23 protein-coding genes are annotated in these 26,532 nt (G+C 46.8%); 14 read left to right on the forward strand and 9 right to left on the reverse strand.

Annotated features, from left to right (window positions below; all coding sequences use genetic code 11):
* Positions 1-20: 20 nt before the first annotated feature.
* Together ACY2RR_RS00685 and ACY2RR_RS00690 are read left to right on the forward strand one after the other, a co-directional pair.
* Complete coding sequence (locus ACY2RR_RS00685; protein ID WP_490106203.1) at positions 21-827, forward strand: symmetrical bis(5'-nucleosyl)-tetraphosphatase; 807 nt, start codon at positions 21-23, stop codon at positions 825-827.
* Positions 828-937: 110 nt separating this feature from the next.
* Positions 938-2,155, forward strand: coding sequence for a type II secretion system F family protein (locus tag ACY2RR_RS00690; RefSeq protein WP_490106204.1), 1,218 nt, complete (start codon positions 938-940; stop codon positions 2,153-2,155).
* Between the two features lie 107 nt (positions 2,156-2,262).
* Here the strand turns inward: ACY2RR_RS00690 and ACY2RR_RS00695 are convergent, their stop codons facing one another.
* Positions 2,263-3,345: a hypothetical protein gene (locus ACY2RR_RS00695; RefSeq protein ID WP_490106205.1), complete on the reverse strand. Its 1,083-nt coding sequence runs from the start codon at positions 3,343-3,345 to the stop codon at positions 2,263-2,265.
* Positions 3,346-3,779: 434 nt separating this feature from the next.
* On the opposite strand from ACY2RR_RS00695, the gene ACY2RR_RS00700 reads away from it, so the two are divergent.
* Both ACY2RR_RS00700 and ACY2RR_RS00705 read left to right on the forward strand, forming a co-directional pair.
* On the forward strand, positions 3,780-4,043 hold the full coding sequence (locus tag ACY2RR_RS00700) for a hypothetical protein (RefSeq protein WP_490106206.1): 264 nt from the start codon (positions 3,780-3,782) through the stop codon (positions 4,041-4,043).
* Positions 4,044-4,063: 20 nt separating this feature from the next.
* On the forward strand, positions 4,064-4,555 hold the full coding sequence (locus ACY2RR_RS00705) for a class I SAM-dependent methyltransferase (RefSeq protein WP_490107041.1): 492 nt from the start codon (positions 4,064-4,066) through the stop codon (positions 4,553-4,555).
* Between the two features lie 35 nt (positions 4,556-4,590).
* Here the strand turns inward: ACY2RR_RS00705 and ACY2RR_RS00710 are convergent, their stop codons facing one another.
* The gene (locus ACY2RR_RS00710; protein WP_490106207.1) at positions 4,591-5,853 is read right to left on the reverse strand and encodes a glycerate kinase type-2 family protein; all 1,263 of its coding nucleotides are present in this window, start codon (positions 5,851-5,853) and stop codon (positions 4,591-4,593) included.
* 79 nt (positions 5,854-5,932) lie between these two features.
* A complete protein-coding gene (locus ACY2RR_RS00715; protein ID WP_490106208.1) occupies positions 5,933-7,270 on the reverse strand; it encodes a DUF1800 family protein in 1,338 nt (445 codons plus the stop codon).
* Between the two features lie 196 nt (positions 7,271-7,466).
* Between ACY2RR_RS00715 and ACY2RR_RS00720 the strand changes: the two genes are divergently transcribed.
* Both ACY2RR_RS00720 and ACY2RR_RS00725 read left to right on the forward strand, forming a co-directional pair.
* Positions 7,467-8,168, forward strand: a complete 702-nt coding sequence (locus ACY2RR_RS00720) for a response regulator (RefSeq protein ID WP_490106209.1) — start codon at positions 7,467-7,469, stop codon at positions 8,166-8,168.
* Positions 8,168-9,514: an ATP-binding protein gene (locus ACY2RR_RS00725; RefSeq protein ID WP_490106210.1), complete on the forward strand. Its 1,347-nt coding sequence runs from the start codon at positions 8,168-8,170 to the stop codon at positions 9,512-9,514. Before ACY2RR_RS00720 ends, ACY2RR_RS00725 begins: the two co-directional genes overlap by 1 nt.
* A gap of 44 nt (positions 9,515-9,558) precedes the next feature.
* Here ACY2RR_RS00725 and ald read toward each other — a convergent pair whose 3' ends face one another.
* A complete protein-coding gene (gene ald, locus ACY2RR_RS00730; protein WP_490106211.1) occupies positions 9,559-10,680 on the reverse strand; it encodes an alanine dehydrogenase in 1,122 nt (373 codons plus the stop codon).
* Positions 10,681-11,075: 395 nt separating this feature from the next.
* On the opposite strand from ald, the gene ACY2RR_RS00735 reads away from it, so the two are divergent.
* The 4 genes from ACY2RR_RS00735 (at position 11,076) to coaE (ending at position 14,574) form a co-directional block, all read left to right on the forward strand.
* On the forward strand, positions 11,076-12,230 hold the full coding sequence (locus tag ACY2RR_RS00735) for a protein kinase domain-containing protein (protein WP_490106212.1): 1,155 nt from the start codon (positions 11,076-11,078) through the stop codon (positions 12,228-12,230).
* 94 nt (positions 12,231-12,324) lie between these two features.
* Positions 12,325-12,930 (forward strand): class I SAM-dependent methyltransferase, encoded by a 606-nt coding sequence (locus tag ACY2RR_RS00740; RefSeq protein ID WP_490106213.1) that lies wholly within the window; start codon positions 12,325-12,327, stop codon positions 12,928-12,930.
* A 166-nt stretch (positions 12,931-13,096) separates the two neighbouring features.
* A complete protein-coding gene (locus ACY2RR_RS00745) occupies positions 13,097-13,966 on the forward strand; it encodes a prepilin peptidase (RefSeq protein WP_490107042.1) in 870 nt (289 codons plus the stop codon).
* 11 nt (positions 13,967-13,977) lie between these two features.
* Positions 13,978-14,574, forward strand: a complete 597-nt coding sequence (gene coaE / locus ACY2RR_RS00750) for a dephospho-CoA kinase (RefSeq protein WP_490106214.1) — start codon at positions 13,978-13,980, stop codon at positions 14,572-14,574.
* On the opposite strand, the gene ACY2RR_RS00755 is transcribed toward coaE, so the two are convergent.
* Positions 14,561-15,247 carry a histidine phosphatase family protein gene (locus ACY2RR_RS00755; RefSeq protein ID WP_490106215.1) on the reverse strand — a complete coding sequence of 229 codons (687 nt, stop codon included), beginning with the start codon at positions 15,245-15,247 and terminating at the stop codon, positions 14,561-14,563. The two genes, coaE and ACY2RR_RS00755, sit on opposite strands and share 14 nt — an antisense overlap.
* Positions 15,248-15,360: 113 nt before the next feature.
* Positions 15,361-16,020 (reverse strand): TetR/AcrR family transcriptional regulator, encoded by a 660-nt coding sequence (locus ACY2RR_RS00760; protein WP_490106216.1) that lies wholly within the window; start codon positions 16,018-16,020, stop codon positions 15,361-15,363.
* A 113-nt stretch (positions 16,021-16,133) separates the two neighbouring features.
* On the opposite strand from ACY2RR_RS00760, the gene ACY2RR_RS00765 reads away from it, so the two are divergent.
* Both ACY2RR_RS00765 and ACY2RR_RS00770 read left to right on the forward strand, forming a co-directional pair.
* A complete protein-coding gene (locus ACY2RR_RS00765) occupies positions 16,134-16,973 on the forward strand; it encodes a hypothetical protein (RefSeq protein WP_490106217.1) in 840 nt (279 codons plus the stop codon).
* Between the two features lie 124 nt (positions 16,974-17,097).
* A complete protein-coding gene (locus ACY2RR_RS00770) occupies positions 17,098-18,336 on the forward strand; it encodes a dicarboxylate/amino acid:cation symporter (RefSeq protein ID WP_490106218.1) in 1,239 nt (412 codons plus the stop codon).
* 52 nt (positions 18,337-18,388) lie between these two features.
* Here ACY2RR_RS00770 and bioA read toward each other — a convergent pair whose 3' ends face one another.
* Positions 18,389-19,726 (reverse strand): adenosylmethionine--8-amino-7-oxononanoate transaminase, encoded by a 1,338-nt coding sequence (gene bioA / locus ACY2RR_RS00775; protein WP_490106219.1) that lies wholly within the window; start codon positions 19,724-19,726, stop codon positions 18,389-18,391.
* Positions 19,727-19,912: 186 nt separating this feature from the next.
* Between bioA and ACY2RR_RS00780 the strand changes: the two genes are divergently transcribed.
* Both ACY2RR_RS00780 and ACY2RR_RS00785 read left to right on the forward strand, forming a co-directional pair.
* Positions 19,913-21,052 carry an endonuclease/exonuclease/phosphatase family protein gene (locus ACY2RR_RS00780; RefSeq protein WP_490106220.1) on the forward strand — a complete coding sequence of 380 codons (1,140 nt, stop codon included), beginning with the start codon at positions 19,913-19,915 and terminating at the stop codon, positions 21,050-21,052.
* 49 nt (positions 21,053-21,101) lie between these two features.
* A complete protein-coding gene (locus ACY2RR_RS00785) occupies positions 21,102-21,962 on the forward strand; it encodes a 6-pyruvoyl trahydropterin synthase family protein (RefSeq protein WP_490106221.1) in 861 nt (286 codons plus the stop codon).
* 38 nt (positions 21,963-22,000) lie between these two features.
* Here ACY2RR_RS00785 and ACY2RR_RS00790 read toward each other — a convergent pair whose 3' ends face one another.
* Both ACY2RR_RS00790 and ltrA read right to left on the reverse strand, forming a co-directional pair.
* On the reverse strand, positions 22,001-23,575 hold the full coding sequence (locus ACY2RR_RS00790; RefSeq protein ID WP_490106222.1) for a hypothetical protein: 1,575 nt from the start codon (positions 23,573-23,575) through the stop codon (positions 22,001-22,003).
* Positions 23,576-24,161: 586 nt separating this feature from the next.
* The gene (ltrA, locus tag ACY2RR_RS00795) at positions 24,162-25,823 is read right to left on the reverse strand and encodes a group II intron reverse transcriptase/maturase (protein ID WP_490106223.1); all 1,662 of its coding nucleotides are present in this window, start codon (positions 25,821-25,823) and stop codon (positions 24,162-24,164) included.
* Positions 25,824-26,532: the final 709 nt, after the last annotated feature.

Below are 26,532 nucleotides of genomic sequence, written 5' to 3' on the forward strand. Positions count from 1 at the left end.
CTTCACAGATTTATAAATTCATGACCACATACGCCGTTGGCGATATACAGGGGTGCTATAGCGTTCTGCGCAGGGCGCTCGACACCGTTAAATTTGATGAGAGCAAAGACAAACTCTGGGTAGCCGGTGATTTGGTGAACAGAGGCCCGGAAAACCTTGCCACCCTCCGCTACCTGAAAAATCTTGGCAAACAGTGCATTGCAGTTCTGGGCAACCACGATATGCACTTACTGGCCATTGCTGCTGGCGCCCGCTCACCCAAGCGCAGTGACACCATCCAGGATGTGCTTGATGCACCAGATAGAGAAGAGCTACTTCACTGGGTAAAGCACCGCCCCATGGTTCATTACAGTGAAAAAAAATCCTGCCTGATGGTACATGCCGGTATTCCTCCAATCTGGAGTGAGAAGAAGGCATTAAAAAGGGCTGCTGAACTTGAAGCTGCTATTCAAGGGCCTGACAGTGATGAGTTTTTCCATCATATGTATGGCAATGAACCGAATATCTGGTCAAAGGATCTTGAAGGTACAGATCGCCTCCGGGTTATTGCCAACTACTTTACCCGCATGCGCTTTTGCAATGCCAAAGGCGAGTTGGAACTGAACCACAAGGGAAATATTCCTCCTGCCGGCTTTGCCCCATGGTTTCTCCATGATCACAAACACTCAAAAAAGACTACAGTAATATTTGGGCACTGGGCCGCTCTGGAAGGCCGGGTTTTTAAATCCGGTTATGAAGCACTTGATACCGGTTGTGTTTGGGGAGGTAGCCTGACTGTGATGCGCATCAAAGACCGGGTCAGGTTTTCAGTAGACGCTGACGGGTAATTACCAGTAATATTTCAGGGCAATACCTACCCGGTTTATCACTGGCAAAGATCGGTAAGAATAATTACGGCCAAGCCCGGGCCAGGAGCATTTAAGGGACCGTTTTTCAAATGGCAGATAAAAACAACAAATCTTCAGTTTTTGCCTGGGAGGGCAAAGACAAAAACGGTCGCCCCACTAAAGGGGAAATATCCAGTAAAACTCTGGCTCTGGCAAAAGCAGAGCTTCGCAAACAGGGTGTTAATCCAACCAAGGTTCGCAAGAAGTCAGTATCTATCGGTGGTAAAGGCAAGAAGATCAAGCCTCTTGATATTGCCTTGTTCACCCGTCAGCTGGCAACAATGACCAAGGCCGGTGTTCCTTTATTACAAGCATTCGAGATTACCGCTGACGGCTCTGAAAAGCCGGCAATGAAAGATCTTATTAGTCAGATTAAGAATGATGTTGCCGGTGGTACGAACCTGGCTGACTCCCTGCGGAAACATCCCCAGTATTTTGATGACCTGTACTGCAACCTTGTTCATTCCGGTGAACAATCCGGTGCCTTGGAAGCTCTTCTCGATCGAATAGCGACCTATAAGGAAAAAACAGAAGCCTTGAAATCAAAAATCAAAAAAGCCATGAACTACCCTATTGCGGTTGTTGCCGTGGCTTTTATTGTGACCGGTATTCTTCTGGTAAAAGTTGTTCCCCAGTTCGAAGAAGTATTCGCGGGCTTTGGTGCCGAACTCCCAGCATTTACCCAGATGGTTATTAACATCTCGGAACTCATGCAAGAGTGGTGGTACATCGTTATTTTCGGTCTAGTGATAATAGGCTTTGCATTCAAGAAACTCCTTGAAAGTTCTGAAAGTGCACGCAACAAGATGGATCTTTTTATGTTAAAAGTTCCAGTTATTGGGCAAATAATAGATAAATCAGCCATTGCCCGTTTTGCCCGTACTCTTTCTACAACCTTTGCAGCGGGTGTACCACTGGTAGAAGCTCTTGATTCCGTAGCCGGCGCCGCTGGTAATGTGCTTTATCGTGACGCGACGGTACGCATTAAGGAAGACATATCAACCGGTCAACAGCTTCAGTTTTCCATGCGAAACACAAATGTATTCCCTGCTCTGGCCGTGCAAATGGTAGGTATAGGTGAAGAGTCTGGTGCCCTTGACGAAATGCTGGATAAGGTAGCCAACTACTACGAAGACGAAGTGGATAATATGGTTGATGGCCTGACCAGTCTTATGGAACCAATCATCATGGTTGTTCTTGGTACGTTGGTGGGTGGTTTGATCATTGCCATGTACCTGCCAATATTCCAGCTGGGTTCTGTTGTATAAAACGCCTCCTCGAAACGCCTGCACAATGCCGACAAGCGGAAAACTTGTCGGCATTTTTTATTCTTAGACCACACAACAAATAGCCCCCCTCCCTGTACTCCTGAGAACTATTTAGCTTTCCTCAATCGTTTCAGTGTTTGTGAATAGGGGTAATAAGAGTCAGCTATACGACCTGCCGCTTTTGATGCAAGACCTGCAGATAACTGAAACGCAAGACTAAGGCTCAAGTGGTTGGCCCATAGGGGTATATATTTCTGCTGGAAGTTCACAGGTGTGCCTTCAGCAGAAGGAATCCTGACCTCCAATTCTGATCCCAACGTAGCCAGTGTAGCCCTGCCACCCAAAGTAATCTCTTCAGCCTTTGATTGATCACTCTCAGAAAAATCACGTCTGGAGATATGAATAACTTTTGTTTTCTTATCTTTTTGAAAACCGTTATCTACCATGTTTTCAATAAAGTCTGCAGCTCGATTCAGCACATCAGCAGATAGCACCGTTTGAATATCACTATATGCTCCCTCTTCCTGCAACAATGGCGATCTATCATTTTCTGGGTCACTGAATATAACTTCAGCTCCAATAGGTCCATCTTCTCGATTAACCACAATTTTAAGCTTCTCGGCTAATTTGCCTGGTTTACTGGCTATCACAAACTGCAAATGCGATGCCTCAGCGGCATCAAGGATGGCTGCAATGCGGGAAAAGGCAGAGTGCTCTTTGTCAGTTAAAGCTGAGCCAAGTATTCGACTCAGCTTTACGACTGTTTCCCTTTTGCTTTTTAATAAATTGGAGGATGCGCTGATAAGAAGAGTTTTCCCCTCTTCGCCAGCAATAGGGATTCTTTTATCAAATGATCGGTGATACATGTTCATGTAAAGTTTATAGGCAAGTGCCAGTCCTACCCCTGTCCCAATAGCAGCAGTCGCGGCGGATGATTTCTGCACTCCCGGAAGGCCAACCCACAGTTCAGCGAGCACAGCCCATAGTCCAACGTCTTGAGCATGTTTCAAAAAAACTCTGCCAAGTGCTGTTAATAGAAGAACAGAAGCAACAGCATTAGCACGCTTACTCAGCAACTTAGCGGATGTATTCAAAATATGGGATTTATTAGCATGGTAGTTATAAACAGCAAAATGCCGGGTCCCATACGCAGCACCAACCAGAGCGGACTGGGAAGCAAGCCAAGACATTTCTGAACTGCCAACGCCCTCAAAGAGAAGCGACCTGTCCGACAGAAGCAGAACAAGACCATCATCCGAGCTGTAAAATGGGAACCATGAGCTTTGGGGGAGGTCATCATCACCCCATACCGTACAAAAACCCCAAAAACAGTTAACTGCAATAAACAGTGCCCAAATCAGCTTTTTCGAAAAAACACTTCTTCCAGACTGGATGCAGTGGGAAATCATAAAAAGGCACTATTCCCTGAATATGTAAACAAAGAAGGATTTATAGACTGTCTCGGAAAATTGCCAACAGAAGTTACAAAAATGGTGACGCTTGGATGACTTTGAAAATAGCTTGTTAAACACACTTTCCCCTGCAGGAGGTCAGTGAGGAGAACTTTCCGCAAGATAAAATTCAACATTTCAAATTGTCTTCACCCAGAACTGGAGTTTAAGCAGTGAAAAGTGATGAGATCACAAATCAGAATCAGTTGGCATGGGATCAAAAAGCTGCAGACAGTATTGACTGGACTATTCCAGTAAACAGTGAAGTTATTGCCAAAGCGAGAAATGGCGATATCAAAATCAATCTTTGCTGGAGTCAGGTCGTTCCAAGGCAGTGGTTCCCAGAGCAGCTTAATGGGGTGAAGGTTCTCTGCCTCGCTTGTGGTGGCGGCCAACAGGGTCCGTTCTTGCGGCAGCTGGAGCTGATGTCACTGTAATAGATATTTCATCCAGATAACTGGAGCAGGATAGAAAAGTAGCGCGAGAACAAGGGCTTTCCCTGGAGACCATTCAGGGTGATATGTGTAACTTGCCGGCGTTTGAACATAAACAGTTTGATATTGTTTTTTGTCCAGTCTCAATAACCTATATTCCTGATTTGAATCCCTTGTTCACAGAAGTGTACCGAGTTCTGAAAAAGAACGGTATATTTATGCTGGGAGCCCCAAACCCAGCCATTTACCTGTTTGATAACGAAAAGTGGGATCAGGGTATTTTTGAAGTTGCTAACAAACTACCGTTTAACTCTTTTGATGAACTGGATGAAAAGCAACGCCAGCAATTTCTCACAGACAAAAGGGCAATAGAGTTCAGTCACACGTTGGAAACAATTATTGGCGGACAGTTAAAAGCTGGATTCGTTATTGACCAGTTCTATGAAGACAGTTCCGGCAAAGATCTTGGAAAATATTTTAAAGATTACTTTGCGACCCGAGCCATCAAGCAGTGAGTACTACCATAGAAACTGCTCGACAGCGTTTCTAACTAAGGAATATAAATCGCCCGAAAGTCATTTACATTGGTCATGGTAGGGCCGGTGATAACACTATCCCCCAGGCTCTCAAAGAAACCATGCCCGTTATTATTTTCAAGGCTGGCGGTTGGGTTTATATCCTGCTGCCAGGCTCTGGCTAATGTTGTGTCATCACAAATCGCACCAGCAATCTCTTCCACTCCATCAACACCATCCGTGTCACAGGCCAGGGCAGTAATGCCAGGCCTCCCGCCAAGAGCAATTGCTAAGGAGAGCAGGAATTCCACATTACGCCCACCGCGCCCGTTACCTTTCAGGGTGACTGTTGACTCTCCTCCAGACAGCAACACGCAGGGTGAAGGAAATGGCTGAGATTTATCTGCTACCTGTCGGGTAATTCCCGCCATAACTAATCCCATATCCCGAGCCTCACCTTCAAGGCTATCTCCCAGAATGTAAGGCGTAATTCCTGCTTCCCTGCAAACATTGGCTGCAGCCTCAAGAGCCAGCTGCGGTGTGGCGATTAAATGAGTATCAATTGCTGACAGTCGCTTATCTTCCGCCTTTAACGTTTCTCCAGCTCCAGTTTCCAGCGCTGTACAAGCAGTTTGGGGAATATTAATTTTATAGCGATCAATAATTGCCAGCGCATCAGCACAACTGGTGTTATCGGGAACTGTTGGGCCAGAAGCGATATTTTCCGGGTCATCACCTGGCACATCAGAAATCAAAAGGTTAACGACTTTGGCCGGGTAACAGGCTGCAGCAAGTCGGCCACCTTTGATCATGGAAAGATGCCGCCGCACACAGTTCATCTCCGAAATCGTAGCGCCACAACGCAGCAGCTCTTTATTTATGTTTTGCTTATTTTCAAGGGTTAGCCCATCAAAAGGCATAGACAAAAGTGCAGAACCACCTCCTGAAATCAGGCACAAAACCTGATCATCCTCAGTAAGATCAGTAACAAGGTTAAGAATGCGCTGTGCGGCTTTTTCCCCTGCGGCATCAGGCACAGGATGTGCAGCTTCAACAATCTCAATATGGTTGCAAGGCACACTATAGCCATAGCGAGTCACTACCAACCCTTCGAGCTCGCCTTCCCAATGATCTTCTACAGCTTTCGCCATAGCGGCAGAGGCCTTACCTGCACCAATAACGATCATTCGCCCTTTCGGTTTTGGTGGCAGAAAAGCAGGTACAGATTGATCAGGCTGAGCAGAAGCTACTGCCGCTTCAAACATTTTGTGAAGTAAGTCGCGAGGTTTGACACCCATAATGCACACACCTGAATTCGTGTTCTGAACCTATAAGGAAACAGGCACATTCTGCGCCAACAGCTCCCATTCTGGTCAATTATTCAGCAGCTGCATAGGGAAAAGCGTTTAGCAAAGGAGCCGTTGTTAGTAACTCAACCAACTGCACGGAAGGAGCCGCCTGCTTTATTTTCTCTCGCTTGGACGCTTCCTGATCACAGAGGAAAAAGTCCACCAGCCCTGCAAAATGATTCGCCTCAACCTTTGGTACCATTTTCGCAGCCAGCTTCATCACCAACGTTTGGGTGCAATTCTTACTCAAAGCACAATTTGGAAAGCCAGATAGCAACGCTCGCCACTCATTGCCTTCCATTTCTAAAGCACGAAATGTAGTAACCAAGTGATCATAAAGTGACGGTGACTTTGGGGTGTCGGCCTCAATAGTCATAACACCTTTAATCAAGGCTCTGTGTAAACTCGGCAAATCACCCTTTGTAGAAAAATAGGCTTGTTCAAGAGCAGGAACTAAGTCTTGATAAAGTTCATCTCCCACAAAAAAACGTGCCAGCTCCGACGATAAATGCTTTGCAGTTGCTGAAGTGACCGACAGAGCCTGGAGTGCTTCAATTCCTCTTTTCATGCCTTTCTGTGTGTGAGGCTTTCCCGCAGATACCAAACTATCCTGGCATTGAAGCTCAGACCGAAACTCGAAGTCCCAACCAGAGTCGCCTTTATCCACAGCAAACCAGCCGGATAAACTTTCCGCTAAAGCTGGGGCCGAATAAGAACTTCCATCGTACTCACCTATCGTATAGTGACGCAGAATGCTATACGCCAGATCATCGTGAACACCTGAACTTTCTGATTTGTGGTGAAGAGAACCTTTGTCGGTACAGTGATGATTGTCATGATTTAGGATCATGACCGGGTGCGATACAACTCTTGCCAGCATCTGCCCAAAGGAACCGTTAAGTGCAGAACGAATCGCTTCATTTTCAAAGCCAACAACAGAGCCGGCCAAAGCTGGTTTCTCACTGGTGGATATTCTGAAATACTGGCTGTAGAACTCTATTAGTCTTTCTGCAAATGGTTGCTTTGTTTTCACAGCATAAGAAGCCTTACAGACAAATTGACGTCGAATCTGATCATTAACCCAGAACCTGAATCGTGCCTGCTGCTGTTCACGCAGATATATGACTGACTCACAGTCTGATGAAGATCGCACTCGTCTGTCAGACTCGGCGGCCATCCTGAAACTTTCTTTTAATGTTTCGGATGTTGGCAAAACTTCCGGACCAGATGCTCCGTAATTTTCCAACTGTCTAGTCAGCCATGCTTCTGGTGCGCCATCCATAGCTGCAATGTCTTTGCGACAAATGCCTAAACCCAACCTGGTTGCTGCTCTGTATTCTTGTTGTGTTACTGACGCCTGATTCACAGGTTCTTATCCTTCTACATCTGCGCACACAACAATGCTACCAATTGACCTGCAAAGAAAAGTCTCGAAATGGAAAGAAGTGTAAAGAATGAATAGACGTCAACGTTCTACTGTTGATATCCATACTTCTAAGAATTAGGGTCAGTGAAAACGATGTTAAGCCAGCAATGAGATCAACAATAATAATGAGACTTTTATGAAGCCAACGACTCATGTTTTGATGATCGACGATGACCGCGAATTGACGTCTATGGTTGGCGAATATCTTTCCAGCGAGGGAGAGTTTTCATTCCAGGCTCATCATACAGGCGAGCAAGGTATTTTACAGGTTAAGTCTGCCCAGCCCGACATTATCGTTCTTGATGTGATGATGCCTGATACAGACGGCTTTGAAGTTCTTAAAGACATCCGTCAGCACACCAATACACCGGTTATTATGCTGACTGCCCGAGGAGATGATATGGATCGGATTCTCGGGCTTGAAATCGGTGCTGATGACTATCTTCCTAAACCCTGCAATCTCAGAGAACTGACTGCTCGCATCAAAGCCATCCTTCGCCGTGCAAGCAATACATCTTCAAATGATCACACCACGATCAGCAATAAAGTTGGCGATTTACGATTAGATTCAGGCTCTCACTCTGCCTATAAGAACAACCAGTTTATAAATCTTACCGGAGCAGAGTTTGCCATTCTTGAGGTTCTAACACTCTCTGCCGGCCAGATTATTGATAAAGACACTATCGCTCGCCATGCTCTTGGGCGTCGTGTAATGCCTTATGATCGTAGCATCGATGTTCATGTTGGCCACCTCAGAAAGAAGCTTGGACCATTGGATAATGGCCTTCAGCGAATCAAGACCGTCAGAGGTCGTGGTTACTTGTATGTGAAGCCGTAATGGGACGTTTCTTTCGCCGAATTTTTCTTTCCGTCTGGGTTATCAGTATTTCCAGCGCCCTGCTGACCTTTCTATTAATCAAACTGCTGCCATTTCCAGAAGCGCCTCCTAGATATGATTTAGAACTGGTAAAACTTATTGCTCAGGATTTCCGTGAGAATATTCATCTGGGAGAGGAGACAGCACTTAACTCTGTTTTGAAACATCACATGCTGGATTATGGAACGCTTCTTCAGGTTTATATTATTTCCCCGCACGGGCGCGACCTCCTGAACAGGGACTTACCCCTCCGTGTCCAACATCGTCTCAAAGAAGTAACTCAAACAGGTTATGCCGAACCCATTATGCCCTTGTCCATGCGCACAACAGTTGCTCAGGAAGGCTTGCAGGGTTACACAATTATTACCACAAGGCGCATATTCCCCTTCGGAGAAATTCTGCTTCTACCTGGTGGACGACTTCTTTATTTCCTTTGCGTTCTTATAACCAGTGCGATTATTTCTTACTTTTTAGCCCGTTATATTGTTCTTCCTGTCCGGCGGTTAAGCCTCGCCGGACATAAGGTTCGATCCGGAGATTTGAGTGTACGGGTTGCTCATACTGTGGGTGGCAGAAAAGATGAGATAGCTCAGTTCGCCCGGGACTTCGATGCCATGACAGAACGTATTGGCCAACTGTTAGAAAGCAAGCAAAGGTTAATGCGAGATGTTTCCCATGAGTTACGATCACCGCTAGCACGTTTGCAGGCTTTGCTGTCTCTGGCCCAGCAAAAGCAAGAAATTAAAGACAATCAACAGATTGAACGCATGGAGCAGGAAATCCATCGTTTAAACAGATTGATCGAGCAAATTCTTACCTATGCACGCCTGGACTCTCAGGAGCAGATAAACCTGCACAAAACAGATATCACCGATCTGCTTCATGCTATTGCAGATGACGCTGCCGTTGAGGGAGCAGAAGCAGGGAAAGATGTACTGGTGACAGCACCAGCTTCGTGTGTGCTTATGCTTGATAGTGCGCTGATACACAGCTCACTGGAAAACATTATTCGCAACGCTTTAAAACATACACCATCCAATACGAACGTAACGGTTCTGGTAAGCATTGATTGCGATGAAGTTTCTATAGAGATTAATGACAAAGGAACGGGCGTTCCTCAAGAGGCTCTGCCCTATTTATTTGAACCATTCTACCGAGTTGGCACTTCAGGCAGCGGTGTTGGCCTTGCCATTGCGGCAAGAGGAATCGCATTACATAACGGAAAAATAAAGGCCTGTAACACCGCCACCGGTCTCAGGGTTATTGTTAATCTGCCTCTTCAAGCAGAAGAAAAAAGCCCCGGCTGAAATTTCTCAGCCGGGGCTTTTTAATATCCTGCAAAAATCTTTGATTAGATTTCCTGCAGCATCTCACGAGCAGAACGGAACTGAAGGTTCTGAGCTTCAGCAACAGACTCGCAGGTAATCACCCCCTTACAAACGTTCAGGCCATTCAGCAGGTGCTCATTCTCTTCCATTGCCTTACGCGGGCCTTTATCAGCCAGCTCCAGAACGAATGGCAGAGTGGCGTTGTTCAGAGCCATGGTAGAAGTACGGGCAACAGCACCAGGCATGTTAGCTACGCAGTAATGAACAACATCATCAACGATGTAAATTGGGTCAGCGTGAGTGGTAGCCTTGGAGGTTTCTGCACAGCCGCCCTGGTCAATAGCTACGTCAACAATGGCAGAGCCAGACTTCATCTTGCTGATCAGGTCACGGGTAATCAGCTTAGGCGCTGCGGCACCAGGAATCAGAACGCCACCAACAACCAGGTCAGCTTCTTTACAGTGCTCTTCAATAGCGTACTTGGTAGAGAATACAGTTTTGATACTGTTACCAAACTGGGCATCCAGCTTACGCAGAACATCAACGCTGCGATCCAGTACCACAACATCAGCACCCAGGCCAACAGCCATAGCTGCAGCGTTAGCGCCAACAACACCACCACCAATAATCACAACCTTGGCAGGCTCAACACCAGGAACACCACCCAGCAGAACACCACGACCGCCCAGATATTTCTCCAGTGCATGAGCACCAGCCTGAATAGACATACGACCAGCGACTTCAGACATAGGAGCCAGCAGAGGCAGGCGACCAGCATTATCAGTCACAGTTTCATAGGCAATGCAGGTTGCGCCGGATTCAATCAGATCATTGGTTTGTGGCGCATCAGGAGCCAGATGCAGATAGGTGAACAGAGTCTGGTCAGGACGCAGGCGCTTACGCTCAACTTCCTGGGGCTCCTTCACCTTTACAATCATTTCTGCTTTTTCAAAAACTTCTTCCGCTGTTGGCAGGATCTGCGCACCAGCAGCGACATAATCTTCATCAGTAAAACCGATAGATGTGCCGGCATTGGTTTCAACGACTACACTGTGTCCGTGCGCGACCACTTCGTGTACTGCCATAGGAGTCAGGCCAACACGGTACTCGTGGTTCTTGATTTCCTTTGGAACACCGATGAGCATAATTATCCCTCTATCTTTTGTCTTCTAGGTATATACCCCTAGCTTAAGATAAAAAAACCAGTGAATGATTCTGTTATTTCCAACAAAACAGAACATAATTCCATTAAGGGTTTGCCGTAAGAGCATTTTCAGGAAAAAAAACTGATCGCTCTAATACCTTGTTTCTTTTACGGTTTTCTCAAATTTGTTTTATTACAAAGGCATCAGGCTATTTATTTTCCCTGTTATAAAATCCAACATTCCTGTCATTGCCTGGCTTTATAAGATTATCTCTAAGACTTTCGTCTAACCAGAGGTGCTAAATACCCGCTGCATCCACCAAAGTTGTATATCCAAATTTCCTTTGCCTGACTTGAATGAGAAATAAGAATAAAGATTTCAGGGAGGGAATCGTTATGCAAAGTCCATCTAGAGTTCGGAATTTACTCAACAGGCTTCCATCGCCTTTCGAGCGGATGAAAAAAGCACCAGAGCTTCAGCAGAAGATTGGTAACTCGAGTTTTTGCACATCAGTAACAACATCCGAGAAAACATTACCAACTCATAAAGGAGAGGCGGGCTTTAAGGTAGACATCAATCAACGAGATGTAGCGGCCATCAGCCCAACAGCCCACACCATTCCTCTCAGGCTTCCAACCCTGGAGGAGATGGGTAATACCGTTCTGGGGAAAGGCAGCACAGCTTACGCTCATTTTGGTTTTGTCCACCAAACTCCTGCCGTATTTAAACGCTGCTATCAGTTCGATGGACAGGTAATTGGCGCTTATTCTCTCGAGCATGAAGCCAAGGTTCTGACCGCGCTTTCTTATGTCGACCCATTTGAACCCGGCCGTGAAAACCTGCCAGATATTTTATGTTCAGGAGTCGATCAATATAACGCGCCCTACATTGCTCTGGCATTTCGCCCTTCAGAAACCCTGCAAAGCAGAATCTCGAAAGGTGACCTAAGCCCGCAACAACTTTGCCACATTATGATGGGGATCGGAGAAGGTCTGCATTTGCTGGGGCAGTACGGCGTAATACATCAGGATATCAAGCCGGACAATATTCTTGTTGATAATGAAACTGGCAACGCCGTGATTATTGATCTTGGAGAAGCGACATCCTTCTCCGGTGTAGCCTCTACCAATGAATCAACCACTCTTTCGGGATGCCCGATGGTGCACTCCCCCGAGTATCACCATGGACTGGCTTTACCGAAATCTGATGTCTGGTCAGCGGCTTTGCTCTTCTCCTCCTGTGTTCTACCTAAAGAAGCACAAGAGGAGTTCACAGACAGGCTTTACTCCATCATTAATACGCCGAATAGCGCCAAAAAGGTTGCGCATCTAGTTGATTCCTATTTTGGCAACCCTGCGGGTGATGATCAGCAACTTTATAAGGGCATGCACTGGACTCCAGCCCGCATAATGAAAACTCTGCTGGTACCAGGGATTGATGCCCGGCCAACCGCCAAGCAGATGGCTGAAATCTTCAGCCAGGCTATGTGTGAGCTTGAAAGTTTCTCTGGACCAAGAGCTTACGAAGGCACACCGATAGAGTCCTACTAACAACGTCTCATATGACTTTTCTCAACGCTTCTGAATGATTTCTGCTGCATGCTGCGGCAGAAATCATTCAGAGTTTGGGGAAGCCGTGGAATCTATGGCATCACATTGGGATTCAATCTATCAAACCAAAAATCCCTGCAAAGTCGGCTGGTATCAACCACTGCCATCCATCTCCTTGAAAATGTTGCATAGAATTGACGCCAGATCATCGGACAGCATTGTCGACATTGGTTGCGGCGCATCTACCTTTACAGATGAACTTGTTCGACTGGGTTACAAAGACATCACTCTTGTAGATTTATCAAATACGGCTCTTAACCTGATCAAAACACGACTGGGAAAGATGGGGGATATTCCTGTATACCTACCCGGTGATATTACTGAAATTAACATTCCCAGGCAGTTTGATATCTGGCATGACAGGGCGGCTTTCCACTTTCTTACTGATATCGCTCAACGCCAAAACTATATCCACAACCTTTCGAAATGTCTGGCCGATAATGGCCGGGCCATAATCGGCACCTTTTCCTGCGATGGGCCAAACTGCTGCGGTGGTCTGGATGTTGTGCAATACGACATCACAAAAATGAATCAAGAGTTAAACGGCCTGTTCGTTGTGGAACAAGCTGAGAGATCCATTCATACCATGCCCAGCGGAGCAGAGCAGGAGTACATGTTCTTTATTATCAGAAAAAACTAGTCAGCGGCCGACAGTCTTTTCCTATAGTTATCTTTAGTGTGTCACAGAGTCTCTAGCTGAGAGGGTGGGACTCTGTGAATGCCACAACCAAACATTTATACTCAACGCACGAAATCGCCTCGAAAGGCGGAAGTAAAATAAAATAAGGACATCCCTTGTGGCCGAAATTATGACATTACTGAGTGATCCGACTATCTGGATCTGGGTTATTACTATGCTCGGTTTGCTGGTTGGCAGCTTTCTCAATGTTGTAATTCACCGCTTGCCGGTCATGATGGAAAAACAATGGAAAAGCGAATGTCAGGCTATCCTCAATCCTGATGCAGAATCAGAACCTGATAAGTCTCCTCGCTATAACCTTGTTGTACCACCTTCTGCCTGCCCAAAGTGTGAGCACAAAATTCGTGCCTGGGAAAATATTCCGGTTATCAGCTACATCTTTCTCCGTGGCCGGTGCAGTGGCTGCCAAACCTCTATTTCCATTCGTTACCCGATTATTGAATTAGCAGCAGGCATACTGGCTCTGCTCAGTGCACTGGTTTATGGCCCAGGCATGGAATCCTTTATGGTCTGCCTGTTGAGTTGGTCGCTCTTAGCAATGTCAATGATTGATGTGGACCACCAGCTGCTGCCAGATTCCATGACCCTGCCTCTTCTCTGGTTGGGTTTGTTGCTCAACACCAATGAGATGTTTACCACTCTTGAAGATGCTGTTTACGGTGCGGCAGCTGGATATCTTTCCCTCTGGTCTGTGTACTGGTTGTTCAAACTGACTACCGGCAAAGAGGGTATGGGCTTTGGTGATTTTAAACTTCTGGCAGCACTTGGTGCCTGGATGGGTTGGCAGTTCCTTCCGCTGATTATTCTATTGTCTTCCCTTGTTGGTGCTGTGATTGGTATCGCCATGATTATCTTCCGCGGCCGGGATCGTAATATTCCCATTCCTTTTGGCCCTTATCTGGCTGCCGCCGGTCTTATTGCAATGTTTAAAGGCGATGAAATCATTTCCAACTATATGCAGATGGCAATGCCTTAGGAGTTCTGACTGTGTTTGTTGTTGGAGTAACAGGCGGAATTGGATGTGGCAAAACAGCCGTTACCGATTATCTGGCTGGTAAAGGAATAGTCATTGCCGATGCCGACCAGGCTTCCCGGGTAGTTGTAGAACCGAAACGTCCGGCACTGAAAAGTATTGCCGAGCATTTTGGTCAAAACCTGATATTGGATGATGGCAACCTGAATCGCCGTGCTCTGCGGGATATTATTTTTAATGATCCGGGTGAAAAAATCTGGCTGGAGCAGTTACTGCACCCACTGATTAATGATCAATTAAAACAGGAACTTCAGCAGTCAGACTCTGCCTATTCTGTTTTGGTCTCACCTTTACTGTTCGAAGCCAAACAGCACACTATGACCGACCGGGTTCTGGTTATTGATGTGACTGAAGATGTACAGATCGAACGGGCGATGACCAGAGATAACATCTCCCGGGAGCAGGCCGAAGCCATTATTCATTCTCAGGCCAGTCGTGAAAAACGCCGAAGCCTTGCTGATGACCTGATCGATAACAGCGGCACTATTGAACAGCTTCATCAGCAGCTCGACGAACTTCACAGCAAGTATGTAAAACTCAGTCAGCGTTAACCTTGCTGCCATCTCTGAACAACTCTACATACTGTGCATTACTTATCCGATGCGCAGTGCCAGTTAGAGCCTCTGTCAGGCTGTGAATTGGCTGGCCGTGAGAAACCAACAGAACATGCCCATTTTCTGATAGTGACACGGCTTTTTCCCAAATGGCCAGCATCCGAGTTCGAACTTGTTCAGAGGTTTCACCACCAAAAGATTCAGGGTCTTCGGGATACCAGTGATTTCCGGTAAAGTCACTATAGGGCCTTCCATCTCTTAGCCCCAGATTTCGCTCAATCAATCGATCATCCAAAAGAATACGATCAGAAGGAAGGTTAATTCCTCGTGCAACAATCTGGGCTGTTTGAATCGCTCTTGGCAGTGGCGATGAAATAATAAAGGCAACATTCCTTTCATCAATCCCAGCTCCAGATAACTCAGCACCCAAAGCCCGAGCTTGTTCTCTGCCCTTATCTGTAAGTGGGGCTGGGTAATAAGTGGGGTTGGCAGGATGAGTACTGTAACTTTGAGTCTGATTTCCCAGAGATTGCGCATGACGAATCAGAAAAACTCTGTTTGCTTCCACTCTGGCCCCCCCCCCATCATTAAGACCAGCACTGGCGCTGAAAGCTGTAGGAATAACAAAGGCCAAAACGACTACCTGTAACCATGCAGGCCTGACACCCATATTCTCACCCGTCCTTATGCCGCAAATTAGGAAGGTGAGAATGTAGCAGACCTCGTCAAAGCTGCCTGAACTCTAGGGCTGAAGAGGGAATATTAATAGTTTTTAGCGAGAAATCAGGAGGAGAGAGAGCTTTTCACAATATGAATAACAACCTGACGCACCCTGCTGACATCATCAATACTGTAGCGCTGATCCCGCATCAAGTTTAAGGAAGCCGCTTCCATGGACCAGATCAGGGTGTAAAACACCATTTTATCAGGCGCATCTCCCGCTATTGTTTTAACCCCATCCTGTAACGCAGCAGCCATGCGGTCATAAACACTTTGACGCAGGGGGGCGAGAGGAGAATCGGAGCGCATGGCTTCTTCTTCCAGCAATAAAATAAGCGGCCCGATACTGGTGTGGTAGTGAAAGAACAGGCCGACAGCCTCTTCCACCAGACTCGACACACTATCAGCATCTTTTACGATGTCATTAACTCGGGAAAGAAACAGTTCTCCCCCTGCCCGGTAGATTGTTTCCAGGACATCAACCTTGCCCGAGTAATATTTGTAAAACGTTCTTCGGGACACACCAACCGCTTCAATCAGATTATTCACGTTGGTACCGGAAACACCACGAGAAACAAAAACCGGTATGGCTTTCAACATGATATCAATAGCCGGATCACTTTCAGAAAGCACAACACGGCCATCGAGAGCATCAAAAACCTGCTGCACAATGTCTAAATCTGTGGGCGGAAAGCTGCTGACTTGACTGATATCCGTTGTCATACCGTTTATCGTTGTTGTATGTTGGCGTTGGCTACGGACTGACACCGAGTGTCAGGCTGATAAATATGGCTGCGACATCTTTCTGCAACAATATAATAACAAGCAGGCGGCTCATGACAATTCTTCAGGAAAACAAATTCATCTTCCCACTGCCTGGGCTGAAAAAGCTATTACTGCTTGCTTCGTTGGTTTGTCTTTGTGCTCTCTCTGTCTCATCTAAAGCGGCCGAGCTTTGGTATCTGGGTCAAAAAATCCCTGATGTGAATAAAATCTGGGATTCCGCAGATTACCGCCTTGCGCTGAAATCACTGAAAACCATCGATGAAACCCAGCCAGATTCCCTGCCAAAACGTGGCGGCAGCTATACCGGTGCCGTTTTCGAACGGATGGTGAGTGATGAGAACTTCCGCCCGCAGCTGGATATTTATCAGTCCCTGGATTTTCGCCGGGAAGAAGCCTCTCGTATCTTATTCAGTTTGCGGGAAATGATGCGCCTTTATTTTGATTTTTCAGCCAAGCAACAACCTTATGGCCGGGAAGCTCTCAGCCTGATGAAACATTCTCTGCGTCAGCAGGCAGTCTTGTTTGAACTGACGGTTGAATTCTGGCTGACTCTTCCAGAAGACCAACAGCAGAGCCCCGATCGTTTGGCAGGTCTCGCCGACACTAAAGGAGCGGCTGCTTTGCTTGCAAAGAGTGCGATTGATTACCTTAGTCTGCATAAACAGTTTGATAGCAGTGCATTGGAACTTTATGCCTATGAACTGGGCAAAAATTTACCCGAGCTGTTTGTTCATCTTCAGGCTGAAGACAGAAAAGTGCTGTTGGATAAAATTGAAAAACAAACGGAAAGCCACCCGCTGTTAACCATCCGAAAAGCCTTGAAATCCGTACAGCCGGTTTTGATTTCTATTGACCAGAAGGTTTCAAACTCCCAAAGCAAAAACGTATAAGCAAATAGCAAAACAACCTTAGAATGGCATAACAAAACGTCTACCTTTGCTGAACCAGCATCGCCTCCCTGAAGTCTCAATAAAGACAACACTCAAGGATGGCAAGGTTCAGGGGGATAGAGACGTGACAAAAACAACAACTGGTTTTCGCTTACCTGTTAATTCAGGCACGCTTATATTGCTGGCCGCGGCGCTGGGTATATTGACTGGATTTCTGGATATTCCGGCCGTCAACAGCACGGCAGAAGTGATCGGTGAACTGTTTATCCGACTTCTGAAACTGGTCAGCACTCCTATCATTTTCTTCTCGGTTCTTTCCACCCTTACCGGTATGGGCAGCCTTCACGATGCCGGTATTCTCGGAGGCCGCGTAATCCGCTATACATTGCTGACCACTGTGATCGCCGCAACTATTGCATTGGCATTGTTTCTGGTCATAAACCCAGCTGGACAAGTCAGCACACCACAGATTTCAACTTTGGCAGAAACCGCACAAACTCAAACCGGTTACTGGCAATATGTTATAGAGATTGTGCCCACCAGCTTTATTACACCGTTTACGGAAGGTCAGGTAATCAGTGTTCTGTTTCTAGCTCTGGTATTGAGCCTGGCTATTCTCAGCCTTCCCATACAACGCCGTGAACGTTTACAAGTGCTGTTTGAAGATCTTTTCGGTGCCATCATGAAACTCACCAGTGGCATATTGAAACTTCTTCCACTGGCAGTGTGGGCCTTTGTGACCGGGTTCATTGAAAGTCTTTCCAAAGACAGTATTGGCAACCATCTTCTGCTTTATTTTACCTGCATCCTTTTGGCAAACATTGTTCAGGCAACAGTTGTACTTCCATTGCTATTAGCGTCAAAAGGCATTTCACCCACAAAAACTTTCCGTGGCATGTTGCCAGCATTGGCAGTGGCATTCTTCGCCAAGTCATCCAGTGCTGCGTTGCCTGCCGCTATGGATGCTGCGCAAAAACGTTTGGGCATAAGTTCCCGTGTGGCACGGTTCAGCTTTCCTCTGTGCACAACCATTAATATGAATGCCTGTGCCGGTTTTATTCTGATTACCGTGCTTTTCGTGTCCACACTCAATGGAATGACTTTCTCAACAGCAGAACTGGCGGCCTGGGTTGTGATTGCAACTATTGCCGCAGTAGGAAATGCCGGTGTACCCATGGGCTGTTTCCTGCTGGCCAGTACATTGCTGGCCACCATGAATGTGCCTCTTGAACTGATGGGGGTAATCCTTCCGGTTTATGCCTTGATCGACATGCTGGAAAGCGCCATCAATGTCTGGTCCGATGCCTGCGTCACCAGCATTGTTGACCGGGATATTGCTACCACAAACACAGTGGAGACCTGATAAACCTCCCGTTCCATTGAACGGGAGACTTCTAACTTGGAAAAGGCGCTAATCAAACAGTTTCAGAAAGATCAGAATTATTATCTGAGAGTTCCCGAACAATTGTACGAATACCGTTACAGAGGAATGCCAGGTCTTCATCACTCATAACGTAGGGAGGAAGTACGTAAACCAGCTTCCCGAATGGGCGAACCCAGATGCCTTCTTTCACAATCCTTGGCTGCAGGGTATGCATATCCACAGGCTCTTTCAGCTCAACCACACCGATAGCACCCAACACACGAACATCTGCAACGGCAGACATTTCGGCACACTCCCGCAATCCTTCCAGCAACCCTTTTTCAATACGGTCTACCTGTTGTTCCCACTCGCCGGTCGCAAGAATATCAAGGCTGGCGCAAGCCACACTGCAGGCAAGAGGGTTGCCCATAAAAGTTGGCCCATGCATGAAAACGCCCTTGTCACAGATTGTATGACTGACATTTTCCGTACAGATAACCGCAGCCATAGTCATATAGCCACCAGCAATCCCTTTTCCTACAGCCATAATGTCCGGAACAATATCGGCGTGTTCACAGGCGAACATTTTTCCGGTGCGACCAAACCCTGTGGCGATTTCATCAAGAATCAGCAGAACACCATACTCATCGCACAGCTCTCTTACTCTGCGCAAATACGCTGGAGAATAAAAACGCATGCCACCAGCGCCCTGTACGATGGGCTCAAGAATAACCCCAACCAGATCCTGATGGTTTTCTTTCAGAGCCTGATGGAATTCGGCTATATATTTTTCATCCCAGTCATCATGGAAACCACAGGCAGGCGCTTCTACAAAAATATGCTCCAGCAAAACACCACGAAACATGGAGTGCATACCATTTACGGGATCACACACCGCCATAGCTCCGGTTGTATCACCATGATAACCATTACGAACTGTTAACAGCTGGCGACGCTGTTCATTACCTTGACTACGCCAATACTGCACAGCCATTTTGATAGAAACTTCTACCGCAACTGAACCTGTGTCTGCCAGGAATACGGTCTGCAGAGGTTCTGGAGTCAGGTCAACGAGGCGGCGAGATGCTTCAATAGCAGGCTTGTGGGTCAGACCGCCAAACATAACATGAGACATATTCTGCAGCTGGCTCTGAGCAGCCTCGTTCAACTGAGGGTGATTATAGCCATGAATCGCAGACCACCAGGATGCCATGCCATCTACCAGAACAGTGCCGTCTGTCAGCGTGAGACGAACCCCATCTGCCGACTCTACAGGGAATACTGGAATTGGATGTGTGACAGATGTGTAAGGATGCCAGATATGTTCTTTATCAAACTGGAGGTCATCCTCAGTCACAGTGGCATCAGGGGTCATTGGCACTGGTTTCACTCTTATTCCTCGCAAACCCGATCTCTCAACGATAGAAAGTTGTTCTGAAAGATGTGCAGAATAGAATGAAAAACACCGGACACTCAATAAGCAATTGTCAACTTTTATAGTTTTTACAGAGTTTACCTCTATTGTTCCGCAACTGTTCTATTCTTCGCTGCCGGGAACAAAAACAACTGTGAAAAAATGCAGCAGAAAAATCAGACAAGCAGAACTGGAAAACACGATGGCGGTTTTATCACAACATTCGCCTTAGCGCTGACACTATCAACTGCTGGCATGCTGACTTTATCAGTACCGCTGTTTCCACTACTGCTTGGCTACAGTCCACCTAGCTGGCAAAAATTGCCAGTTCACTGTTCAACAGACGCTCCCAAACTTGACCCGGATAAGCCGATAAAAATCATGAGTTGGAACATCCAGTTCCTGGCTGGCAGTTTTTATCCCTACTGGCTTAGCGATTTCGATCAGCCTCCGCTTAAGCAGAGTGATATAAAGAAAAATCTTGACCGAATAGTGGAAGTTATTCGGGAAGAAAACCCCGACATTTTGCAGCTGCAGGAAGTCCACAGAACACACCCGGTCACATACCATCAAGACCAGCTAAAGATGCTGTATGAGAAACTCTCAGACCTGATGCCCTGCTACAGCTCTGCGTCTTACTGGAAAGCACTATTCATTCCCAGTAAACACCTGACTGGGAATGTTGATATGGTGATGATGACCATGAGTCGTTTTCGCATGGACAGCGCCAGTCAACACCTGCTCCCGGCAACCCGAAGAACACGGGTACTTGTTCCGTTTTATCCTCGCCACTCTCTTTTTGAAACATATTTCCCCCTCGCAGGTGGAGGCAACCTTACAGCCATCAACACCCACCTCGATGCTTCAACAATTGGCCGGGGAAATATGGAAGGCCAGGTTCATGCCCTGCTGAGCAGGCTCACCCGCTTGACAGAGAAGAAGCGACTTTGGATGGTTTCTGGGGATTTCAATCTGATACCACCCGGGTTTTATTCAGGGCTCCCTGAAAACCAAAAGGTGCATTACACGCCCTATTCTCCTCTCACTCCTTTCTATAAATATTTCAGGGGAATACCAAGCCTTGAGGAAGTGTTCAGCCCTGAAGGTGACAAATGGCTTACGGCTTATGATCTGAACAGAGACAATCTCGACCTTGTTCTTGACTATATTTTTCACCCTCCCTACATACACTCAACCAATCATAAAGTCAGGCAACTGCCACTGGATATTTCCGATCACATGCCGGTTGTAACCACCCTGCACCTGAAATCCAAGGAGTGGTCGCCAGATGTGATTGAGTGACATACAATCCCTTTCCAATTACAAAGACAGAACTGACCAATTTATTACAATGAGTGCTTTATTCGTCGAACAACTAACCACCATCGATTTCTCCTACCTGTGCCCTGAACGAGGGCTTGTTGGTGAAACCTGGCTGGTTGATGTTGTACTAACTGGGGAATTGAATGACGAAGGAATGGTTTTCGATTTCGGCCATGTCAAAAAAGAAATCAAAGCCATGATCGACGCTTATGCAGATCACGCCCTGCTTGTACCAGAAAAGCACGAGCTAGTGTCTGTTATGGAACATGGAGATCTAAGAGAAACATTCCTCAAACTGAACAATGGCGGGCAGATTCGCTGCAAAGCACCACTGCAGGCAATTTTGCCTCTGCCTGTTACAGAAATCACACCAGAGCTGATTCGTCCACTGCTTGAGCAGCACGTTCTTGCAGGTTTACCAGATAATGTCTGTGGCATAGAGATGAAACTCTATCCCGAAGATATTAACGGCCCATACTTTCATTACAGTCATGGTTTAAAGAAGCATAAAGGTGACTGCCAGCGCATAGCCCATGGCCACCGCTCACAGATAAAAGTTTTTGTGGACGACCAGGAACGCCCCGATCTCGAACAACAGATTGCCAACACCTGGGCGGATATTTATCTGGCGACCAAAGAAGATTTGAAAGATTCGCAAGATATTCAGGGAATTACTCACCTGACTTTTTCCTACACAGCGATTCAGGGCGGCTTTGAGCTGCAGATTCCGGAAAAGAGCTGCTACCTGGTAGACACTGATACAACTATAGAGCTGATAGCTGCCCACCTTTCAGAAACCATCGGTCTGAAAAGCCCGGGAAAACAAACAAAGGTTGTTGTAAATGAAGGCTATTGCAAAGGATCAATTGCAGTCTTTTCAGCAACGTAAGGGATAGCTATCTGGGTACTTTCCTTTAACACCTCCCCCTACTGCTTGCCCGTTTCCTCCGGTACAAATGGAGGAAACGGCAGGCCTGATGGTTCCCCCGAAGAGGGTGGCAAAAATGAGAGCGGCTGCACACTCTCTTGCCCTGGTACAGCTCTTCCTGACAGCATACCCGACCCAGGCCAACTATGACTCTGACTAAAACCATGAGTAGTCTGTTGTATACGGGCTCTTCTCATAGATGTTGGCTGCAAGGTAAATTCCATATCTTCTGGTATAGGAGCATCCCGCTCAAATGATTCCGGATTCGAAAATGCCCCCCTCTCAACCCGATAGGAACTTAGGGAAGAGCTTGACCTTAGTGGCCATTGTGTTGGGTGTTGTCGAGGAATAGTCACAGGAAGAGTGAATTGAGCTGGAACCGTGGCAAGTGTCTGAACCATATCCATACGTCCGACAACCTCCTCTTCTTCTGTCTCACTACTCATTTCCCTGTCCCACACGTCAGGGTCTACAGGTGGCCAGACAGAACCTGATGATAAGGCAAAGGACGTTGGCAGTTTGCCAGCTCCAGCATCCCCATCAGCCCAACCAGACTTGTTAAAATAGTTCTCATCGGCTCGGTAATGTATGCAGGCTTCTCCACTTCGTTTTTCTACACGTGCAAAATATGAAGGAGGGTTTAACGAGTCCGGCCCAGCCTGCATTACACCATCGTTCCAGGTATTAGTATCAAGGTTGCATATGAAAATCCCTACATTTGTTGAAACTGTAAGAAAACCTTTATGTGCTTTTTTGAGACCTGGGCTATAGGTTATGGAGCGAATATCTTTGAAATTTCTAACATAATCCTCGCTTCCCATGAAATCTTTAGGGGAACCACTCGCCACAAGCTGCAGAAGGTCAAGTCCATATTTTGTTTGTCTGAAAAAATGAAGACTTGTTGATGTTGCGATATAAAGGCCACGGGGGGTCATCTCTACTCCCACGAGATCATCCAGTGTCCCCAAAGTCTCTCTATAAAGAATTTCTGCTACCTGAGTTGTTGGGCTGCCATCAGAAAAATCGTAAAAAACAATCCGGTCTTCTACCCCCCCACACCCTTTATAGCTAACTATCAGGTTAAACTCCCACTCCGTTGCCGATCTAGCGTCACTTAATTTATACTTTCGGCTATAAGCTTTTATATGATCAATATGAGCCTTTGGCTTGCTTGGCAATACATTTACAAGCTGATATTCATACTGAGGTATCCAACAACTATTTGTATCGTCAAACACTGCACTGAAATTCAACTGGAATAAGTGCTCTTTACAGCCAAGATATATCCAGCTCTTGCTCTTATAGTGGTGTACACTTAAGGCTCCTGTCAGTTCATAACCACTCACTGATAAAAAAAAATCTCCGCTCAATGGAATGCCATCTTCTCCCCTGAAAGATGAAATTGGCTCACAGTGTGGATCAATCTCCCAATTCTTCTGAAGGCAAAGCCTCTTTCCATCTCTTGTAATCCAGACCGCTATCTTTTCATCAAACGACACCAGACTTCTCTGTTCTGGCAGATCAAACTTACCAAACATAGCGAAAACAGGCGTTGCTACCCCCACAACGGCCATGCTTGCAAAACACGCGAAAAGATAGGCAATTCTTGCGTAAATAACTGCTCCCCCATAACAGCTGCAGCAATTCAGCACTCACTGAAAAGTTCTCAATAGTTAAGCTGAAATCAGGAGCTTCGCCAGAAGTTTTGAACATAAAAAAACCGCGCACTGTCTTACAAGACTGTGCGCGGTTTTATTCAGCAGAGCTGAGGGTTGGGGGATGATGTCGGGTAGCAGCAGCGCATTACTGCGCCGCCGCCCCCTAAGAACCGTACGTGCGAGTTTCCCCGCATACGGCTCAAGCCTTTATAAGCCCAAACTTGCGTTCGGGCCAGCTTAGAAAGCTGACACATAGCTCGATCTATTGATCCTCAACCTAGAAAAGCACTATAGTACTACTGCTTCTCCTTCCTTAGTGATACCACCAAGGAAGCTGATGTTTAGTCAGGTACCTTGTGAGTATTTTCAACTACATCAAGGAGAAAGCTATGACTATCACATTGAAAGTCGAGATAGATCGTAATGACCTCATGTTTGCCTTAGGAATAGTGCACATGATTGTTCAGTGATCGGGTTGGGGGGCTGATGCCCCCTTAAACCTTCATTGACTAACGCTGTGCAACTGCCGATGGCAATTCAAGTGCAACAACTGCAAATTCCATGTTGCATCTGAACCACCATCAACTTTCCTCCGGATATGATGGACATCCCACACATCACCCTGTTTGAAGGTCTGTTCACAGACTGGGCATTTACCACCCTGCCTGTTCACCAGCGATATCAATTTCTTTTGACCAGCATTGGATTTCTTCCACCGCTGAGCCATCAGACGCTCGAAATACTGCTCGTCTTCTGGCAGATAGCAGTTAGCCATCGCCTTGATCTTGATATGTTTATCTACCTTAAAGCTGGCCGCAGCCAGCAACCGGCAGTAACCTTCACCATTCATTGCTGGTGCGCTGAATACCCAGTTCCGATTCTCCACTGTTTTGAAATACTTCTTTCTAATCCAGCGTTTCCTGCGGTTTGAGTGAATCCGGCAGCACCACCGCCATATCATTTTCCAGATCCTGTAATCCACGTACTTGAACGTTTCACTGGCACAGATCCAGCGATGGAAGTTACACCATCCCCGAATTTTCGGGTTCAGCCGACTGATAATTGCAGCGGCTAGAGCTGTTTTGTGCCTTTGGAGCAGTTCGCGTATATCACGCAGAAACATCTTCACGCTTTTACCGGATGGCTTGATAATCATCTTGCCTTGGTATTTGCGGATATTCTGCCCGAGGAAATCGAACCCCTGATCAATATGGGTTATCAGCGTTTTCTCTGCTGATAACTGCAGGCCGCGTTCCGCCATAAAGGCTTCAACAAGCGGCAAGACCTTATCCCTGAGCAGCTCTTGCGAGATACCCGTGATGATAAAATCATCTGCGTACCTAACCAGGTTGACCTTGGTTTTGTAACTGGCTTTGGTGTTTTTCTTCCCGAAGTGGGTTTCCAACACTTCTTCCAGCCCATCCAAGGCCATGTTAGCGAGCACAGGAGAGATAATTCCTCCCTGCGGTGTCCCCGCCTCCGTTGGGTTAAACTTCCCGGATTCCATAAACCCGGCTTGCAGCCATTTCTTGAGCACCACCTTATCCATAGGAACATTGGCGATAAGCCAGTCATGGCTGATAAAGTCAAAACACCCTTTAATGTCACCTTCCAACACCCACTGGGCACTGCTTTTACGGCTGAGATTCACGAAGCATTGTTCGATAGCATCAGCACAGCAGCGATGTGGGCGAAAACCGTAGCTGTTCCTGTCAGCCGTAGTTTCCGAAACTGGTTCCAGCGCCAGCAAGAACAAAGCCTGCATAGCACGATCCAGCATCGTTGGAATTCCCAGCGGGCGGCGCTTGCCGTTCGACTTGGGAATATAGACACGGCGTAGTGGTCTGGGCTTGTAGCCTTTGCGCGTCAGCCGGTCTATTGCGTTCCATTTCAGTTCCGGGGTATTCCAGATTTCCTTATCTACACCCGGAGTGTTTTTTCCTCGATTTTCGGTAACACGCCGAATAGCGACCACCTTGGCGGCGAACGAACGGGTCAACATGCGTTGCAGTCGTTTGACCTGACGCCAGTCAGACTTTTCCGTTGCCTTTGCGATCCGTACCTGTAGTCCTCTCACCCGTTGATACATCACCGGCCAGTCAAGACTATGCCAGTGCTCCTTACAGGGGGAGGATGCAGATACTTCTTTTAAGGAAGTATGCACCTTGCTTTCCTCCGTTAACGTTGCTGTTAATCAGACTTCACAAGGTACACCCGTGCCCATAGGGCATGATGTTTACCCTATGAGGCTTGATAGTTATTGCCAGGGTGCGCTTGATTCCGCTTACCGGATCGGCACCTTCCACATACTGGATACTGGCGTTATTACAGCTAAGAAAACTTAGCGACTTTACATGTTTTCACGCAATTAAAGACCAAGCAGACGTAGGCTCCGTTTCCGGCAAGAGCACGTTGGCTCTCTATCCCATTCATTACAAACAGGCATTTGCTTCTTCTGCTCTCCTGTTCCCACACCTCCAACAGTTTCCCTTACGGTAAACCTGCCTGATGATTCAGGCGAAGATATGGGGTTTCCGAGTTCCATTTCCATTACACGGGTTACTTAGGTTCTGCCTATCCACCGGTGACATATAAGCCAGCGTATTCCCAGATGTAAAAGGAATAACCGGTCACGTACCTTTTGGTCAGAGCGTCACCTGAATTTCCAAAAAGGATTTTCAGGAACAATAGCCTTACGCTCGTCGCGGCTGACGGTGTTTATTAGCAGTTCACTTACGTTAACCATATAACCCAGCCTAGCCCCTCTGCTGCCTGCTATTGGCGGCATACTTGCCTGCACTTCACAGTACAGAACAACCGCATACGCGGGGGTACATTGTCAAGAAGCTTCATACACCGCGTTACCGCAGATG

Source organism: Parendozoicomonas sp. 2304DJ65-17 (assembly GCF_058148445.1).